Origin of the sequence: Bacillus sp. NPDC060175, assembly GCF_042728695.1 — a bacterium.
GTDB lineage: Bacteria > Bacillota > Bacilli > Bacillales > Bacillaceae_G > Bacillus_A.
The window spans coordinates 1-17321 of sequence record NZ_JBHWYR010000083.1; the positions used below are offsets into that span (position 1 = coordinate 1).

The window sequence follows — 17321 nt, forward strand, 5'->3', positions numbered from 1 at the left end:
TTCCATAATAAATTAAAATAATTTCTTAATACATATACTAAAGGAGAAGAAGATGAATACTTATAATAACCAAAATATTGTACTTACAAATATTGAATCCATTTCCGATAGAACGAATTTTAATTTATATTTACAAGAATCCAATGATTTCGATCCTAACCTAATAAAATGCACAATGTTAGAATTTATCGTCACGAAAGAAAATGTGAAAATTTATATAAAACATACGCCAAATTGTGATTCTGAAAATTACATGATCAAAGAATATATGATTCCAAGCAAAGTATTCCATTATGTTTTCCCCACTATTCACGAAAGTAATGAAGATATATCCGTACAAATGCAATGTTTTGGTATAAATGGTGAACTACTAATTACGGAAAGACTATTTATCCATAAAAATAATCATTTAAACTCCAAGTTACGTGCATTTTTCGAAGCATTGAATAGCAATATACGTAGCGCCCTACATACATTAAAAATAAATTAAAAAATAATCCACCAAGCACCTTTACGCTTGATGGATTATTTCTTTACATTTAAATTGAGCAAAACAATCTTAGTTATTTCTTACCTCTTTACTCCTTCGCTAAATACTTTATGCTTCAATTTATGTCAAATAAAAGAACACTTAAAATAACAACACGTTTTCAAAAAGATTCCGATTCATTTTGTTTTATTTATTGCAAAATTCTTTGTACAATAAAGTAAGAAGTTACTTTTCAAATACACAATCTACTAAGAAATCTTTCCACTAATAAATTTAATTATCGTTTATACATTTCACTTTCAAATTAAAATTTACGTAGTAAAATACCTTCACCTATGACTATACTCACTCATTTAAAACTAAATTTTCTACTTCTATCACTGCTAAACTACTTCATCATCTCAATTGAGAATAAATATTAATTAAAATTACAATAAAGTGCTACATTCTCCTTGACAAAATAACCACTTTTATATGATAATTAATATCGAATTAGAATTATTATAGTTAATTAAAAAATATATTTTATGAGCAAACTAATTTCCGATGCTCAAAACCAACCTTTAGGAGGAATTTTAATATGTTATTAATCGGCACAGAAGTAAAACCGTTTAAAGCTAATGCTTACCATAATGGAGAATTTATCCAAGTTACTGACGAAAGTTTAAAAGGAAAATGGAGCGTAGTTTGTTTCTACCCAGCAGACTTCACATTCGTTTGTCCAACTGAACTTGAAGACTTACAAAACCAATACGCAACTCTAAAAGACTTAGGCGTTGAAGTATACTCTGTATCTACAGACACTCACTTCACTCACAAAGCATGGCACGATAGCTCAGAAACTATCGGCAAAATCGAATACATTATGATTGGTGACCCAACTCGCACAATCACTACAAACTTCAACGTTTTAATGGAAGAAGAAGGTCTTGCTGCTCGTGGTACATTCATCATCGATCCAGACGGCGTTATCCAATCTATGGAAATCAATGCTGACGGTATCGGCCGTGACGCAAGTATTCTTGTTAACAAGATTAAAGCAGCTCAATACGTACGTAACAACCCAGGTGAAGTTTGTCCAGCTAAATGGCAAGAGGGTTCTGCAACACTTAAACCAAGCCTTGACCTTGTAGGCAAAATCTAAGGAGTTCGATCAAAATGATACTAGATGCAGATATAAAAACACAACTATCCCAATACCTTCAGTTAATGGAGAACGATATTTTACTTAAAGTAAGCGCAGGAGACGATAACGTATCTAAAGATATGTTATCTCTAGTAGATGAATTAGCTACTATGTCATCTAAGATTACAGTAGAAAAAGTTGAACTAGAGAGAACACCAAGCTTTAGCGTAAATCGCCCTGGCGAAGACACTGGTGTCGTATTCGCTGGTATTCCATTAGGACACGAATTTACTTCATTAGTGTTAGCTTTACTACAAGTTAGTGGACGTGCTCCAAAAGTTGAACAAAAATTAATCGATCAAATCAAAAACATTCAAGGCGAATATCATTTTGAATCTTATATCAGCCTAAGTTGTCATAACTGTCCTGATGTTGTACAAGCTCTTAACGTGATGAGCGTTCTAAACTCTGGTATTACACATACTATGATTGATGGCGCTGCATTCAAAGAGGAAGTAGAAAGTAAAGACATCATGGCAGTACCAACTGTTTACCTAAACGGCGAATCTTTCGGAAGCGGTCGTATGACACTTGAAGAAATTTTAGCTAAAATGGGTAACGGTCCAGATGCATCAGAGCTTTCTGATAAAGATCCATACGATGTTCTTGTTGTTGGTGGCGGTCCAGCTGGTGCAAGTGCAGCAATTTATGCAGCACGTAAAGGCATCCGCACTGGTATCGTTGCTGAGCGCTTCGGTGGTCAAGTAATGGATACTATGGGTATTGAGAACTTCATCAGCGTAAAACGCACTGAAGGTCCTAAGCTAGTAGCAAGCCTTGAAGAGCACGTAAAAGAATACGACATCGATGTAATGAATCTACAACGTGCGAAACGTTTAGAGAAAAAAGAACTTATTGAAGTGGAACTTGAAAACGGCGCTATTCTGAAAAGTAAGAGCGTAATCGTTTCAACAGGTGCTCGCTGGCGTAATGTTGGCGTACCGGGTGAAGCTGAGTTCAAAAACAAAGGTGTAGCATACTGCCCACACTGTGACGGTCCATTATTCATCGGAAAAGACGTAGCGGTTATCGGCGGTGGTAACTCTGGTATTGAAGCAGCTATCGACTTAGCAGGTATTGTTAAGCACGTAACTGTTCTTGAATTCATGCCAGAATTAAAAGCTGATGCTGTATTACAAGAACGTCTTAACAGCTTACCAAACGTAACTGTTCTGAAAAACGTTCAAACGAAAGAAATCACTGGTACTGATAAAGTAAACGGTATTTCTTACATCGATCGTGAAACTGAAGAAGTTCATCACGTTGAATTACAAGGTGTATTCGTTCAAATCGGTCTTGTGCCAAACACAGACTGGTTAGGCGAAACAGTTGAACGCGTTCGCGGTGAAATCGTAACAGACAAGCACGGCGCTACAAACGTACCAGGAGTGTTTGGTGCAGGTGACTGTACAAATAATCCGTACAAACAAATCATCATCTCTATGGGTTCAGGTGCGAATGCAGCTTTAGGTGCATTTGATTACTTAATCCGTAACTAATTATATAGACGTGAGTTTTACACAAGCAGGTGCCGTGGCACCTGCTTTTTTTATAATCCTAATGTATAAACTAAAAATCTCTCATTCCCATTCTTCTCATAAGCACCCGGTAATCTAACTTCTCTCTTCAATTCAAAAGCAGTCTGATTCTCCAAGAAGAAAATATAATCTTCAGAAGGGTAGTATAAAATAATATCCACCTTCCTCTCTATTTCCTCTACCGAAAGCAAAATGTTATTTACTACATTCATAAACACTTGGACAGAAAATGGATTGAAGAAATAAAACCGGTTATCACGTGGATCAATCTCATATTCCTGTGCTAAACAACATTCAAATTGAATTTTATCTTTACTGTTTCTTACCTTCCTTGCATAACGCTCACGGTTTTCCATTGCTTCTTTATAAAACGCTTCATTCATTTCAATTCCAACCGCTGATGCATCGCACTTATGATGCATGTAAAAATTCAATCTCCCTTTTCCACACCCAAAGTCTACAATTCGATCGCTACTTTTTATTTCATATTGATTCAATAACTCATCCAACCCGCTATATGGTGTCGGTTCATAACGGTGATAGTGCATAGATTTATTAAACCCTTTTTGCTCACCAACGGTTTTTATATTTAATACAGCATCGTAATATTGTTCGTTCATTTTTTTCTCCTATTAACAAATGGTACTTATTATTATACACCATGTACTAGAGGAGAATTTTTCATCAAATTAATTGGTACGTGAAATTATATCGCCGCAAAATCAAATATATCGACTTAACGACAAATTCCTACAAAAAACAGGAGCTTTCTAGCCCCTGTCTTCCAGCACTTTCAATACAGTCTGTTTCAATATTTCTACTCCATCCATTATACAGCTATGATCAAACTTCATATACGGATGGTGTAATCCAGGTTGTAAGTTCGCCCCTAGTCCAAGCATGACAGCTTTTAAATGCGGTCTCTTCACTGTGTAGTAATGGAAATCATCGCTTCCTGTCGTATACAGTGGTCCAGTACATCCCTCTTCCCCGTATACTTCAAGAATACCTTTTCGCATAAAGCGCTCAGCTTCTTCTGACACTTCAGCTCCTGGTGCGAGATCAATCCACTCATAAGAAAGTTTAGATCCCATTGATTCAGCTGACTGAATTACTTGCTCTATTTTTCGCTTCAATTCATCTAGTAATATGTTATTTTCTGCTCTTACATCTAAACTAAAATGCCCGTTACCTGGAATAATATTTAGATTATCACCACCAGCTTGGCATCTCGTCATCTTAACAGAATAAGACGTCTGCGGTGGTAGCCATATATTTTTCAATCCGATATTGATCATCGAAATGACATCAATTGCATTTATCCCTTGATGCGGGCGTGCCCCGTGTGCATCATCTCCATGAATCATCCCTTCTAAAAACCCTGCTGCTCCGTGACGAATAGATGGTGCAGCTTGTTTCAAAGGCAGTTCTTCAATCGGCCTTAAATGAACACCAAATAAGAAATCAGCATCATCCACGGCGCCCTTCTCTACCATCTTTAAGGAACCATTTCCTTTTTCCTCTGCCGGCTGAAAAATAAATCTAACAGTACCGCTATCCCATCTCATATTTTTCAATTGTAAAATAAGGCCCATCACAATTGTCATATGAGCATCGTGGCCGCATGAGTGATTCGCTTTAAATTCTCCGTCTACTTCTTGCCATAGCGCATCCATATCAGCACGAATCGCGATAACTGGATTCCCGCTTCCGATTTCAGCAATCACGCCAGGGCAATCATCAAATATTTTATATGAAATTCCTTCTTCTTTTAGAAAGTTAGTAATATAAGCTGTCGTTTCATATTCCTTCCAGCTTACTTCAGGGTTTTCATGTAAATGCTGAAAAATTTCAGTTAAACGCTCTTGTAGTTCTAATGTTTTCAAAGCTCCATTCTCCTTCCCCTAATTACAAACCATTCAGATTAATTATACTTATGAAAAACAGATGTTTTTATGAACATATTGAATTTTAAGAAAAAAGTCAATTATTTATTTTTTAATACCGTTAATACCCGATTTCAACTCATCTTATAAAGATATCTATAGAAATAGAATATTCGATATTTTCTGTTTTTATATTGACGCTTACATCTATTTTTAGTTATTATAACTTAATAACGTCTATTTTGCGACAATTCTAAAAATACAAACATACATAATGAGGAGGCAGTTTATGAAAAGAGAAATACCTTTTGGCATAGCAATAATCCCTATTATCATTACAGTTGCAGTTATGATGGTTACAATTGTTGTATTAGAACAAAGCCCTCACGTCCCACTTATTATCGGTACAACCGTTGCTTCGATTGTCGCTTGGCGATACGGTTACAAATGGAATGACATTGAAGAATCGATGTATAAAGGAATTCGCCTTGCATTACCCGCTATCGTTATCATTATTCTTGTAGGTTTAACGATCGGTGCTTGGATTGGCGGCGGAATCGTCGCTACTATGATTTATTACGGCTTAAAACTTTTAACTCCATCACTATTTTTAGTTTCAATTACAATTATTTGTTCTATCGTTGCATTAGCAATCGGTAGCTCCTGGTCTACAATGGGAACAATTGGTGTTGCTGGAATGGGAATTGGCCTAAGTATGGGAATCCCAGCTCCAATGGTTGCTGGCGCTATAATTTCCGGTTCTTATTTTGGCGATAAAATGTCACCGCTTTCAGACACGACAAACTTAGCAGCGGGATTAACAAATACAGATTTATTCACACATATTCGTCATATGTTATTTACTACAATTCCAGGTTTAATTATTACTCTTATCGTCTATGCTTTCTTAGGAAGAAGCTTCGGCGATAACAATATCGATGCAAAAAGCATCGATCAAACGTTACAAGTATTGCAACAAAACTTTGTTATTTCGCCTTTCCTATTAATTATACCCGTAGTCGTTATGGTATTGGTCGCTAAAAAAGTCCCTGCTATACCAGCTATTCTCGTAGGTGTTATTTTAGGATTCTTATCACAAGTCTTTATTCAAGGTGGCTCTGTCTCATCAGCTGTCGGTGCACTCCAAAGTGGATTTGTCATAGACACTGGAAACAAACTAGTAGATGAACTATTTAACCGTGGTGGCTTAAGCTCTATGATGAATACAGTTTCTATGACAATTGTCGCTATGACTTTCGGCGGAGTACTAGAACATACTGGCATTCTTCGCTCAATTGTAAATCAAATTTTAAAATTAGCGACATCATCAAAAGGACTTATCGCTTCTACTATCGCATCTTGCTTTGCAACGAATCTTACTTGCTCTGAACAATATATTTCGATTGTTGTTCCTTCAAGAATGTATGCAAATGCGTACACAGAAAAAGGACTACATTCTAAAAACTTATCCAGAGCATTAGAAGATGGTGGAACATTAACTTCTGTTTTCGTACCTTGGAATACATGTGGTGTATTTATACTCGCAACACTTGGAGTCGGTGCATTCGAATATGCTCCCTATGCTATATTGAATTTCATCGTACCTATTATCTCAATCATTTATGGTATAACTGGCTTCACAATTACGAAGCTATCTGATATTGAAAAAGCAGATCTACTGAAAAAACAAAAAGCACAACTAGAAGCTTAAAATTTTTGAAACGAATACAACGGTAAATTTAGCTCATATATTGCACGAGGGCGCCCTTGTTGATAGGGCATTTCCTCGCCGCAAATATTGGCATACCTGTAATCAACTAATTTCTTTAACAGCCTTTCCGTCGATCGCCGAGTCACTTGTAAGTACTCAGAAAGATCGGCCGCTGTAAATTTCAAAGATGGATGCGATTGACTAAATTGAATAATTTTTGACAAGTTTGCAGGACTAAGCTTCGTTTCCTTCGCTATTTTCATAAATTCAGGATTATCGTTTTTTAAACTTTGTACTCTCTGTACTCTCTGTTCTTTCGGGAACGGACCAAATAATTCTTTATCACTTGTTAGTATATAAAAGCGGCGCTCTATCGGATTATTTTTTGCGAAACCTTGAGCGATTTTTGCATTTTGTTCCGCTTCATTTACTGTTTTTCCGTAACCAAATCCAATAGATACCGCTCCTTCTATATTCATAAATAAACGATCTATCGTATTTGTTTTTGTACTCGATTCGATATCACCACGAGTTGTATACAAAATAAAAGTCATTTCATCAACTTGTTTAAATGAACCACGTAATTCTTTTGAAATTACATTTAATTTTTCAAGCGAGCTTTCTTGTAACTCTATAAAGGATATAATACAAGCACCAACAGTAGCTGAATGGCTTTTTGCTAACTCAGCTTTTATTTTTGCATCTTTTAACCCGTGTATAATTGATTGCGTCGGATCTATCATACGCTCTGAAGGAATACCTATTTTTTGAAGTTCGTCGTAGACAGCGTGAATACTAGTTAAAGCTAAATCAACCTCTCCTGATTGATATTTAGCTAAATGAAAATCAATGATTCTCTTAATTTCATCATTACTCCATAACATATTTTCATAATCCATCACTTGCGGCGTTTCTTTTAGACCGATGTCATGGAACACATTTGTAATAAACGAACGATCTACTAAATCAATTGAAATTTTATGAGGTTGAATACCTTGATGATATAATATAGAAAGAAGTGAAGATGCGACAGTTGTCTCGTCTTGCTGCAAATATACACTTGGAATTGGTAATTGTTCTCTTATTTCTTTTGCCATATAATAAGGTAAAGCACCTGAGAAAAAGATAACATCACAAGGTTTTAAACGTTTTAATATTTCGGAAGATTCTGCCGGGTGAAGGTAAATATATGGATCAATCTCTATCTCTTCTAGTTTATGAGCAATAGGTAAAAGATTCTCCATAAACTTTTTTGAACCGACAACTGCAATTTTTATCATCATTTTCTCTAACTCCTTATCATCAATTAACGACTATTTAACGTCAACTATATCAAATGTACAAAACCATTGTAAACAGGAAGGGGTCTTTATTCAATGAAAATTACAGCTATTCATCTTTACGCAATTCGTTTACCACTTCGCGATCCGTTTGTTATTAGTTATGGTTCTTATTCTGATATGCCTTCTATTATCGTCAAAATGGAAACAGATGAAGGCATTATCGGTTACGGTGAAGGCGTTGCTGATGATCACGTTACAGGTGAATCATGGGAAAGTACTTTCCATGTTTTAAAACATACACTAGCTCCTGCTCTAATTGGGAAAAATCCAATGAATATCGAAAAAATACACGATATGATGGACAATACAATTTACGGTATTCCTACTGCGAAAGCTGCGATTGATATCGCTTGTTTTGATATACTGGGTAAAAAACTAAATCAACCTGTATATCAATTAATTGGAGGACGCTACCATGAAGAATTTCCTGTCACTCACGTCTTAAGTATCGCCGATCCAGAAAATATGGCTGAAGAAGCGGCTTCCATGATTAAGAAAGGTTACCAATCTTTCAAAATGAAAGTCGGCACGAATGTAAAAGAAGATGTAAAACGAATTGAAGCTGTACGTGAACGTGTAGGAAATGATATCGCGATTCGTGTTGATGTAAACCAAGGCTGGAAAAATAGCGCAAACACATTAACAGCACTTCGTTCATTAGGTCATTTAAACATCGACTGGATTGAACAGCCTGTTGTCGCAGACGATATTGATGCAATGGCTCATATTCGTTCGAAAACAGATCTTCCGCTTATGATTGATGAAGGACTAAAAGGCTCTCGTGAAATGCGCCAAATTATTAAATTAGACGCAGCTGATAAAGTGAATATAAAACTAATGAAATGCGGCGGCATATATCCAGCTGTAAAACTCGCTCATCAAGCTGAAATGGCAGGCATTGAATGCCAAGTTGGATCCATGGTCGAATCATCTGTTGCCTCTTCCGCAGGATTCCATGTCGCTTTCTCAAAAAAAATCATTACTAGCGTCGAGCTAACAGGACCATTAAAATTCACGAAAGACATCGGAAACTTACATTACGACGTACCATTTATTCGCTTAAACGAAAAGCCGGGACTCGGCATTGAAATAAACGAAAATACATTACAAGAACTAACCGTCTTTCAAGACGTTGTACGCTAAAGGAGGACTAACGCATGACGATTCTTTACGAAGGAACATTAAAACAAAACGAACAACCATTTCACGTTACATTACTATCACTAGAGCACATCGAACAAATTTTATCATTACAAAACGTTATAGTTGAAGCGCTAGAAGATAAAGGTCGTTTACAACCACTCTCGCTAGAAGAATTTCAATACATTCTAGAAGGAAACGGCATGATGATCGGGGCGTTTATACAAAACGAGCTCATCGCATTTCGTGCCCTACTAGTCCCTCCTATCGACGATGAACATTTAGGGCTTGATATTGGTCTACCAGAAAGTCAGCTACACCGCGTCATCTATCAAGAAATCTCAAACGTTCATCCGAACTGCCGAGGAAATGGCATGCAAAAAATATTAGCCACAGTCATCATGGATGAATTACAAAAAGAAGACAGCCAGTACGACTATGTTTGTTGCACCGTTGCACCTTTCAACATCCCTAGTTTAAAAGATAAGTTTGCGCAAGGTATGGAAATTGCTGCACTGAAGGAGAAGTATGGCGGGAGTATGCGGTATGTTTTTGTGAAGGAATTGCGTGGGGATAAGGAAAGAGATTGGTCCGATGTTAAGAGCGTTCCGATGAGTGATGCTGGTGGACAGCAGGCGTTGCTTTCGGAGGGGTATCGTGGGTATGAGATGGAGAGAATAGACGATACTTTCACTGTGAATTTTGGACGATAATCTATGTACAAAGAGAACCCTAATTCATTAGGGTTCTACTTTATTTCATTCCACAATCTAAAGTAATAACTAAACCGTCATCTTCCAGCTCGATAACGCTAACCAGTTTTCCATTTCCTTATAATCAGGCATTATCTTTCCGACAAGACGCCAAAAAGAGCGATCATGATTTAAATGAACCATATGACACATTTCATGAACAACTACATAATCAATTACCCTCTGAGGTGCCATTGCTAGTTTCCAATTGAATGTTAGTTGTAGATTTGAATCACAAGTTCCCCACGTACGACTACTATCTGTAATACGAATAGAACGCGGTTTTGTTTTAAAGTTGTTTTGATGCGCTTTAATACTCTTTTCCACTACCGCCTTACACTGCTTATAATAAAATCGCTTCAAAGCTTGCTGGATTTTCTCATCCTTAAGCTCTTTCACATAAATATGTAGCTTATCCCCTTCAAACACTGCATTGTCTTGCGTAATACTTACATCTTGAGAAACCTGTATCGGATATGTGTTTCCTAAATACAGAAAACCCTCTCCTTGATCATAACCTTTTTCCTGTGGTCCAAGCGCTCGCTCCTGCATTTCCTTACGTGTTGCCTGAATCCAATCCCATTTCTCCTCTAACAATTGGACTAAGTATTCAACAGGTGTACCTTTCGGGGCTTGCACCTCAACATTTCCGTAAGAATCTACATAAAGACGCACCGACTTTTTCTTCTTATAAGTTATATGAAAATTAATTGTCTCACCTAAATATGTATGTACCATTTCATCACCTAACGTATTCGTTCATAATTATTTTTACAAATAAAAAAGAGCAGGATACAAACGTCCTACTCTACCTATTATATCATTTACTGCTTTATCATAAATGTTACAATGCTTATTTCTTATCCTCTATAGCTTACAGCTAATCCCTTTAAGAAATTCCTTGCGTATCTATCACCGCACTCTTTGTAATTCTTATGGCCTTCTTTTCTTAATAGAGCGCTTAATTCTCCTTTTGTTACAATGACTCCTACGTCTTCTAATATATCAAGCATATCTTCACTTGTTAATGATAGTGCTATCTTCAATTTTTTTAGAACGAGATTATTAACACTTCCATTACTCTTTAAAGACATCGCTTGTCTATCCGATTGCCCTGGTTTTGGATCTTGTTTTCCTCTTTTAAAAGTAATAAAACCATTCAAAAATGACTCTAACATAACATTATTGCATTTTATTTCGTAATCATATTCAACTACATCAATATCATCAACTTCATCATAGTAACTGTTTTTTAATTTTGTCAGCATCTTTCGCACTTCTTCTTTTGTTACTTCAACGCCACCAAGTTTAAATATCTCCACCATATCTGTATCTTTTATATCCAGAGCATATCTTACTCGAATTAAAATATCATTATTGCTTATAGCCATTGTTTGTCCTCCTGAAATGTTGATTATAGTAATGCTTTTAGCATGTGTAAATTAATGTCGTTAAGTTACTACTTTAACATTTTAGAGGTTGGTTTTGTAGTCTTAGGTGGATTAATGGTTTTGGGGATGATTTTAAAACAGCAACATATGTTGTTTAGGTACTTTTAATTATCCATTTTAACCCAATTAAATTATAATGATACTAGAGTTAATATGAGAGGGAATCAATATTGAATTATCTAATTGGTTATAAAGATGCTGAACGAAACTTCGGACATGAGGACCCAATGCTAACAGAATATACATATGGAGAGCCAGGATCTAATACCGAAAAGCTCCTAAAAGTACAAAAGGGAGATTTACTATTAATTAACACACTTGAAAATGGACTAACCTGATATAGGTTAGTCCATTTCTTTTTATTTTAGTGGGCAACTCAAACATGAATGTTACGCAAAATCCAGGTGAAATATATTGATTGTATTTACTTAGGTTTTCCTTTTTATTTGTGGTACGGTTCCCCCTGTCTTACTAAGTAGTAAAGCATCATCATAATCAAACCAAAAGCTTATACACCTTAAATCTTTTCGGTTCGGTTCAACTTCTATCTTTTTTATTATTGTCCTTATAAGCATTTTCCTTTGTTCGTAGGTCGCATTATCAAATAAATTATTAAAGTTTTTCAATGCTTCATTAACCGTTTCCTTAGTAATTATCGTTTCAGATTTTAAATCTTCGTATTCCCTTTCTATTTCTCTCCCTTTTTCCTCTAAATCAGCTACATCCTTTAGAAGTGCTTCGGCTTGCATATTATAAACTTCCGCCCTAATTTTTCCCGAAAAATAATCATTATTTAACTTATCTAAATAGGATTTTTTCTTATGAAGGCCTTTTTTATTTAATAACAAGGTATCTTTAACAGAGTTTTCTTGGAGAATATTTTGCTTCTTAATTTTATTAAGTACCTCGTCTACAATAGTCATGTCACTTAATAGCTCCCTAATTTTTTGAAGCACCTTTTTTTCAATGTTCTCTTTACCAATTAGATTGGATTTACACGCTTTTACACCTTTACTGGCGAATGCTTGGCACATATAGTATAAGTAATAACCGCTACCATCTCTTTTCCTCGATTTACTCATTACAGTTCCTGCCCCACAAGCGGGGCAACGTAAAATCCCCGATAGAATAAAGTCGCCATTAAAATTTCGATTCTTTGATACACTTTCCCTATTTGTATTATTAACAACTTGCACTTTCACCCAAAGCTCTAAGGAAATTATAGCATCATGTTTCCCTTCGACTAATACATAGTCTTTCGTTACTCCTTTTCGCCTTTTAGTATTCCAGTCCCTTCTCTTACCCCATTTAACTTTCCCTATATAGATTTCATTCTCTAATATCGTCTTTACGGTACAGATGCTAAAGAGTTTTCCTTTCTTTGATCTATACCCCGCTTCGTTTAATAGGTGGGCAATGGCTTTATATCCTTTTCCAACCGCTCTCAACTTAAATATCCTTCTAACTATCGACGCTTCCTCTTTATTAATAACTAATCTCTTATTTACGTTGTCATAGCCTAAAACGATACCACCATTCCAATAGCCTTGTTCTGCCCTTTTTTCCATACCAGTTTTTACTCGTTCAATAATCATTCCACGTTCATATTGAGCGAAAGTACCTAAGAAGTTTATAAACATACTTCCATTTAAAGTAGAGCTATCTAAATTATTATCACTTACTAACAAACGGCAATTATTTGGTAATAATACATCATCTAGTAATTTAGAAATATCACTAAGCCTTCGTGAAATCCTATCAACGGATTTCACTAGAATCGCTTGAAACTTCCCCTCATATAGGTGCTTAAATAATCGTTGTATTTCAGGGCGTTCATAGTTTTTTCCCGAATATCCATCATCGGAATATATACCATATACTTCAAAATTATTACTTTCAGCATATTTTTTCAAGATGTCCTCTTGGGCTCCTAAGGAAAATCCTTCTTTAGCCTGTTCTTCAGTTGAAACTCTCGTATATATAGCAATTTTAAAAAGTGATTGGTTCATTCAATTATCCCACCTTTTTATTCGCTTGTGTCTTTATTAAGTAAGCTAGCAAACTAATTAATTCATTTCTTTTCGTCTCCTCAACGGTGGGTACTAAAAGGTTTATAACCTCATTATTTTCTTTTGCTCCCATTTCTCTCTCTCCTCTTTATGTTGAATTTTTACAGAATCGGTTCGTGTACACCCTTAGTCTTTATTTCACCATAGCTATAAGCACCCTCGTAGAAATCTTTACGGTCTAATATTCGTTTAACTTGGACCTTAGTAAACTTTTTACGTTGTTGAGTAGAATATCCCTCAGCATTTAGTTGAGAAGCTAATTCAGATAAAGACCATCCAGGAAAATTTCTTTTTAGCTCAAATAATCGTTTAATGACTAACGATTCCTCTTGATTTACCTCAAGAAATTTTTGCCCCTTTTTCGCTCTATAACCGAAAGCAGCTCTTCCTCCTGCGTATTTCCCTTGCCTTGCTTTCATATTACGACCACGTCCTAGTTTCATCGTAATCTCCATCCGCTGATACTCGTCCAATAATTCCATTAATCCATTTACCAAGAAATCATTTGGATCTTTCTTATAAATGCTATAATTTGACTGTTCTATACTTTTAACATCTACATCATACCTTTTAAGCTCCCGATGAACTAAGACCTTAACGATATCAGAACGCCATAAACGGTTCGTATTTAGAACTATTACAAAATCTACCCTCGAAGTAGAAATCTCGGTCAGCATGTCTTGAAAGCCTTCTCTTTCTACTTCTAAAGCTTCCTCATCTACTTTTGCCCCGCTTATACCAGCGTCAATAAAAATCTCTAGTAAATTCCATCCTTGTTTTTCGCAGTATGATTTAATTTCGTCTCTCTGGTAAGAAAGACTATAACCATCTTTTACTTGTCCAAGCGTAGAAACCCTTATATACCCTATTACATTCATCATTTTTCCTCCTAGCGTAACGAAAATTCTAATTAACGTAACATTCATCTTAAAAAATAATAATTGTTAATATTTTACAATAAAATTGTATTACTTCTTAATTGCAATTCCAACAAAAATTGATATTTTATCCACTAACTTTATAAAATACCCTTTTAAACTTCTTCAAAATCCTAAATATTACCTTAAATGTATCGTTATTAGGGGCATCATAGATGATTTTAAAATACTTATGTTTTAAATATAAATACACTCTAAAACCAAACTTGCTTTTAATTTCTATTCTTTTATATATATTTCGGTTTCTATACTTCCAATAAATTCAACACTACATTTACGTTTATCAATCTGCTCCAAATTAGATTTATCTTTCTTTAGATGCTCCATAATTTTATTGTAGTCACCCTTAATTACAGTAGGCTCAATAAGATTTTTACTCTTTATATATAACCTTTTTCCAAACGCTCTTTCATCGGCTTTAAACTCCTTTAAATTACCAACCAAATACTTTAGTAAAGGTGAATGAGAATATACAACTCCCAGTTTATAAATTCGTTTAATATAAACCTCCCCACGTCCCCATATTTTCTCGAAAGTTTTATTTTTTAAATCCTCTTTAGGTAATCTTGGTATATCGACCAAAAGATGATAATGAATAGTTCCACGTTTTTGAAAAGAACGTATAGCTATATATTTAAAATCACCATATCGCCAACGCATTCGTTTAATCCAATTATCAAAATCCTTACTCGCTTCATTTATGGTAACGTCTTCCTTTTTATAGGTTAAAGTAATAAATATGTCATTAACCTTAAAGTTCAAGATAATAATATGGATAAATTTATCTATTTCGCTATTTTTCAGTTTTCTTACTTTAGATAAACTTTTCTCTTGTACATCTAAATATTGCTTCTCACTAATACTTCTACTTGTAGCCTTAACTTGAGCAGTAGATATTGATTTTTCATATTTAATTACTTTTACATAATCGCCCAAATCAATTAATTTACAGTTATAACTCTCCATTCTATTCCTCCTTTTTAACTTTCACTTAAACAAAGGAGGAAAATAAAAAAATATCCGAAGGGTTAATAAATTTTTTAAAAAAATATTATAATTGTGAACAAAATGTGAACAAGCCACCTAAATAATAGGTGACTTACGACTTTTAATCTTTTAGCTAATACAACCTTATTAAGTACATTTCCCAAAGATTCCCTAGTTATAAATAAACTTCTATATACACCTTACTTTACTGAATTTCATTACCTTAAAATCCACTTTAACTACTTTCAAAGTTAGCTCTTCTCTGCTACGCAGAGGGACTTCGTCCTAATATAATTAATAGTTAATTCATTTTTACTACCACCACTTACAACAAGTTATCGAGAGAACTATATATACTTATTAAAATAAGGATAGAATTTATAAAAAATTAAAACCACTCGAATCAACAAGTGGTTAAATTTAATACATTATTTAATTTCCATGATTACTCTTCTGCTCCATGCTCTAATAAATATTTAATAGTAACATTTGCTCCTTGTTCTTTTGCAATCATTAAAGGAGTAATACCTCCCGCTAATTTTACATTTGGATTAGCTCCAGCTTCCAATAATACTTTTACTACGTTATCTTGGCTTGATCGGACTGCCCAAATTAAAGGTGGTTCTCCATGACCTTCGTACAAATTAGGATCAGCACCTTGCTTTAATAGTTCTTTAACTAACTCAATATTTCCCTCACCTGAAGCACGTGCTAATTTAGTAACTCCGTAATCATCTACATCATTAATATTAGCATAGGAACTTGAAGTGCTTAATGACTTATCTTCCTTCTTAGTTTTTTCTTTCACTTCATTCTGCGATTTATTCTCTTCTTTTTTAGCATCGGAGGAATTAAATAAATTTAACGAATTACTTTTTAATTTATCCTCTATGTTAAGACGTTCCGCTATTACCGAACGTATAGACCAATAATTTTGTTCTAATGACTTCAATGACTTATCGTCTAGAACCTCTATACGTTCATTGTGTAACATTAATCCATTTGCAGCATTAAATAAGAGTTGTAATCCTCTAAGTAGCTCTTTTTCCTCTTCACTAAAATTTGAAGGAACTTTATCCATATCGTTTAATTGCTTATCCATCCACTTGATTCCATCATTATTTTTAACAGGTTTATTTTCTTCAACAACATAATTAATCTCATCGAAAGCCTTGAGAGCATTATTATAAAATTCTTCTTCCATACCTTTAGGTGTATCACTAAAAGCACCTAATTTTGAAGCAACAATTATAATAACTATTATAGTAACTACCCAAATACTCCTGCGTTTCCATATTGTATTATTCTTTTTCACCTCTATAGATGACAATTTTCGCATCTTTTTCCCTCCTGTTACCTTTATAAAATTCCATAATTTTACAATAATTTCTTCATATCTATTATTTATCCTTCTTTAACAAGCATAAATTCGACAGATTTCATATTTTATTAATTACACCCTATCTTTTCTTCACAAAAAGCGATTATTCTCATTAAATCCGGTACGCTAATGCGTACCACTATATAAAAAATTATATGGTATCTTTCTCCATAAGGTCAACTGATAAAAGTTGGGTAGGGATAAAGATGGCTAAAAAAGTTATAGTAAAAATAAATGAACTAACTAAAGAAAAAGGAATATCCTTGAGAGAATTATCAAGATTAACGGATATTCGTCATGCAGCTTTAAGTGAGTTGGCTAATCAGAAGAGACAAAATATTAATTTTAGGCATATAGAAAAAATTGCAGAAGCTTTTGAGCTTGATGATATTAGAGAGATTATTGATTTTGATAAGAAATAAGACGCTTCTAAAAGAAGCGTCTTATTT

At 34.6% G+C, this 17321-nt stretch carries 18 protein-coding genes; 8 read left to right on the top strand and 10 right to left on the bottom strand.

What is annotated here, in order from left to right; all coding sequences use genetic code 11:
- The first annotated feature begins 52 nt into the window (after nucleotides 1-52).
- From ACFWDE_RS26005 to ahpF, 3 genes are all read left to right on the top strand, one after another.
- The gene (locus ACFWDE_RS26005; RefSeq protein ID WP_016096989.1) at nucleotides 53-490 is read left to right on the top strand and encodes a DUF3978 family protein; all 438 of its coding nucleotides are present in this window, start codon (nucleotides 53-55) and stop codon (nucleotides 488-490) included.
- 580 nt (nucleotides 491-1070) lie between these two features.
- A complete protein-coding gene (gene ahpC / locus ACFWDE_RS26010; protein ID WP_000924420.1) occupies nucleotides 1071-1634 on the top strand; it encodes an alkyl hydroperoxide reductase subunit C in 564 nt (187 codons plus the stop codon).
- 14 nt (nucleotides 1635-1648) lie between these two features.
- Nucleotides 1649-3175: an alkyl hydroperoxide reductase subunit F gene (ahpF, locus tag ACFWDE_RS26015; protein ID WP_002124933.1), complete on the top strand. Its 1527-nt coding sequence runs from the start codon at nucleotides 1649-1651 to the stop codon at nucleotides 3173-3175.
- A 50-nt stretch (nucleotides 3176-3225) separates the two neighbouring features.
- Here ahpF and ACFWDE_RS26020 read toward each other — a convergent pair whose 3' ends face one another.
- Nucleotides 3226-3834, bottom strand: coding sequence for an SAM-dependent methyltransferase (locus ACFWDE_RS26020; protein ID WP_098988250.1), 609 nt, complete (start codon nucleotides 3832-3834; stop codon nucleotides 3226-3228).
- A 150-nt stretch (nucleotides 3835-3984) separates the two neighbouring features.
- Complete coding sequence (locus ACFWDE_RS26025; protein ID WP_199672992.1) at nucleotides 3985-5100, bottom strand: M20 peptidase aminoacylase family protein; 1116 nt, start codon at nucleotides 5098-5100, stop codon at nucleotides 3985-3987.
- 289 nt (nucleotides 5101-5389) lie between these two features.
- Between ACFWDE_RS26025 and nhaC the strand changes: the two genes are divergently transcribed.
- Nucleotides 5390-6811 carry a Na+/H+ antiporter NhaC gene (gene nhaC / locus ACFWDE_RS26030; protein ID WP_002010164.1) on the top strand — a complete coding sequence of 474 codons (1422 nt, stop codon included), beginning with the start codon at nucleotides 5390-5392 and terminating at the stop codon, nucleotides 6809-6811.
- On the opposite strand, the gene ACFWDE_RS26035 is transcribed toward nhaC, so the two are convergent.
- On the bottom strand, nucleotides 6808-8094 hold the full coding sequence (locus tag ACFWDE_RS26035; RefSeq protein ID WP_377895699.1) for a transcriptional regulator: 1287 nt from the start codon (nucleotides 8092-8094) through the stop codon (nucleotides 6808-6810). The genes nhaC and ACFWDE_RS26035 overlap by 4 nt on opposite strands.
- Nucleotides 8095-8187: 93 nt before the next feature.
- On the opposite strand from ACFWDE_RS26035, the gene ACFWDE_RS26040 reads away from it, so the two are divergent.
- On the top strand, nucleotides 8188-9297 hold the full coding sequence (locus tag ACFWDE_RS26040) for a mandelate racemase/muconate lactonizing enzyme family protein (RefSeq protein WP_002063593.1): 1110 nt from the start codon (nucleotides 8188-8190) through the stop codon (nucleotides 9295-9297).
- 14 nt (nucleotides 9298-9311) lie between these two features.
- Complete coding sequence (locus tag ACFWDE_RS26045; protein ID WP_215574322.1) at nucleotides 9312-10007, top strand: GNAT family N-acetyltransferase; 696 nt, start codon at nucleotides 9312-9314, stop codon at nucleotides 10005-10007.
- Nucleotides 10008-10076: 69 nt separating this feature from the next.
- Here the strand turns inward: ACFWDE_RS26045 and ACFWDE_RS26050 are convergent, their stop codons facing one another.
- Entirely contained in the window at nucleotides 10077-10784 is a 708-nt protein-coding gene (locus ACFWDE_RS26050; RefSeq protein WP_002063587.1) for a M48 family metallopeptidase, read from the bottom strand.
- A 122-nt stretch (nucleotides 10785-10906) separates the two neighbouring features.
- Nucleotides 10907-11437, bottom strand: a complete 531-nt coding sequence (locus ACFWDE_RS26055) for a YehS family protein (RefSeq protein WP_002010158.1) — start codon at nucleotides 11435-11437, stop codon at nucleotides 10907-10909.
- Between the two features lie 230 nt (nucleotides 11438-11667).
- Between ACFWDE_RS26055 and ACFWDE_RS26060 the strand changes: the two genes are divergently transcribed.
- Nucleotides 11668-11835, top strand: coding sequence for a hypothetical protein (locus ACFWDE_RS26060; RefSeq protein ID WP_002010155.1), 168 nt, complete (start codon nucleotides 11668-11670; stop codon nucleotides 11833-11835).
- A gap of 90 nt (nucleotides 11836-11925) precedes the next feature.
- On the opposite strand, the gene ACFWDE_RS26065 is transcribed toward ACFWDE_RS26060, so the two are convergent.
- From ACFWDE_RS26065 to ACFWDE_RS26085, 5 genes are all read right to left on the bottom strand, one after another.
- Nucleotides 11926-13506 (bottom strand): recombinase family protein, encoded by a 1581-nt coding sequence (locus tag ACFWDE_RS26065; protein WP_377895701.1) that lies wholly within the window; start codon nucleotides 13504-13506, stop codon nucleotides 11926-11928.
- Between the two features lie 4 nt (nucleotides 13507-13510).
- The gene (locus ACFWDE_RS26070; protein WP_377895703.1) at nucleotides 13511-13639 is read right to left on the bottom strand and encodes a hypothetical protein; all 129 of its coding nucleotides are present in this window, start codon (nucleotides 13637-13639) and stop codon (nucleotides 13511-13513) included.
- 28 nt (nucleotides 13640-13667) lie between these two features.
- Complete coding sequence (locus ACFWDE_RS26075; RefSeq protein WP_377895705.1) at nucleotides 13668-14444, bottom strand: recombinase family protein; 777 nt, start codon at nucleotides 14442-14444, stop codon at nucleotides 13668-13670.
- A 279-nt stretch (nucleotides 14445-14723) separates the two neighbouring features.
- The gene (locus tag ACFWDE_RS26080; protein ID WP_377895706.1) at nucleotides 14724-15470 is read right to left on the bottom strand and encodes a rolling circle replication-associated protein; all 747 of its coding nucleotides are present in this window, start codon (nucleotides 15468-15470) and stop codon (nucleotides 14724-14726) included.
- A 466-nt stretch (nucleotides 15471-15936) separates the two neighbouring features.
- Nucleotides 15937-16830 carry an ankyrin repeat domain-containing protein gene (locus ACFWDE_RS26085; protein WP_377895707.1) on the bottom strand — a complete coding sequence of 298 codons (894 nt, stop codon included), beginning with the start codon at nucleotides 16828-16830 and terminating at the stop codon, nucleotides 15937-15939.
- Nucleotides 16831-17078: 248 nt separating this feature from the next.
- Here ACFWDE_RS26085 and ACFWDE_RS26090 point away from each other — a divergent pair, with 248 nt between their 5' ends.
- Nucleotides 17079-17294, top strand: coding sequence for a helix-turn-helix domain-containing protein (locus ACFWDE_RS26090; protein WP_377895708.1), 216 nt, complete (start codon nucleotides 17079-17081; stop codon nucleotides 17292-17294).
- Nucleotides 17295-17321 lie beyond the last annotated feature (27 nt).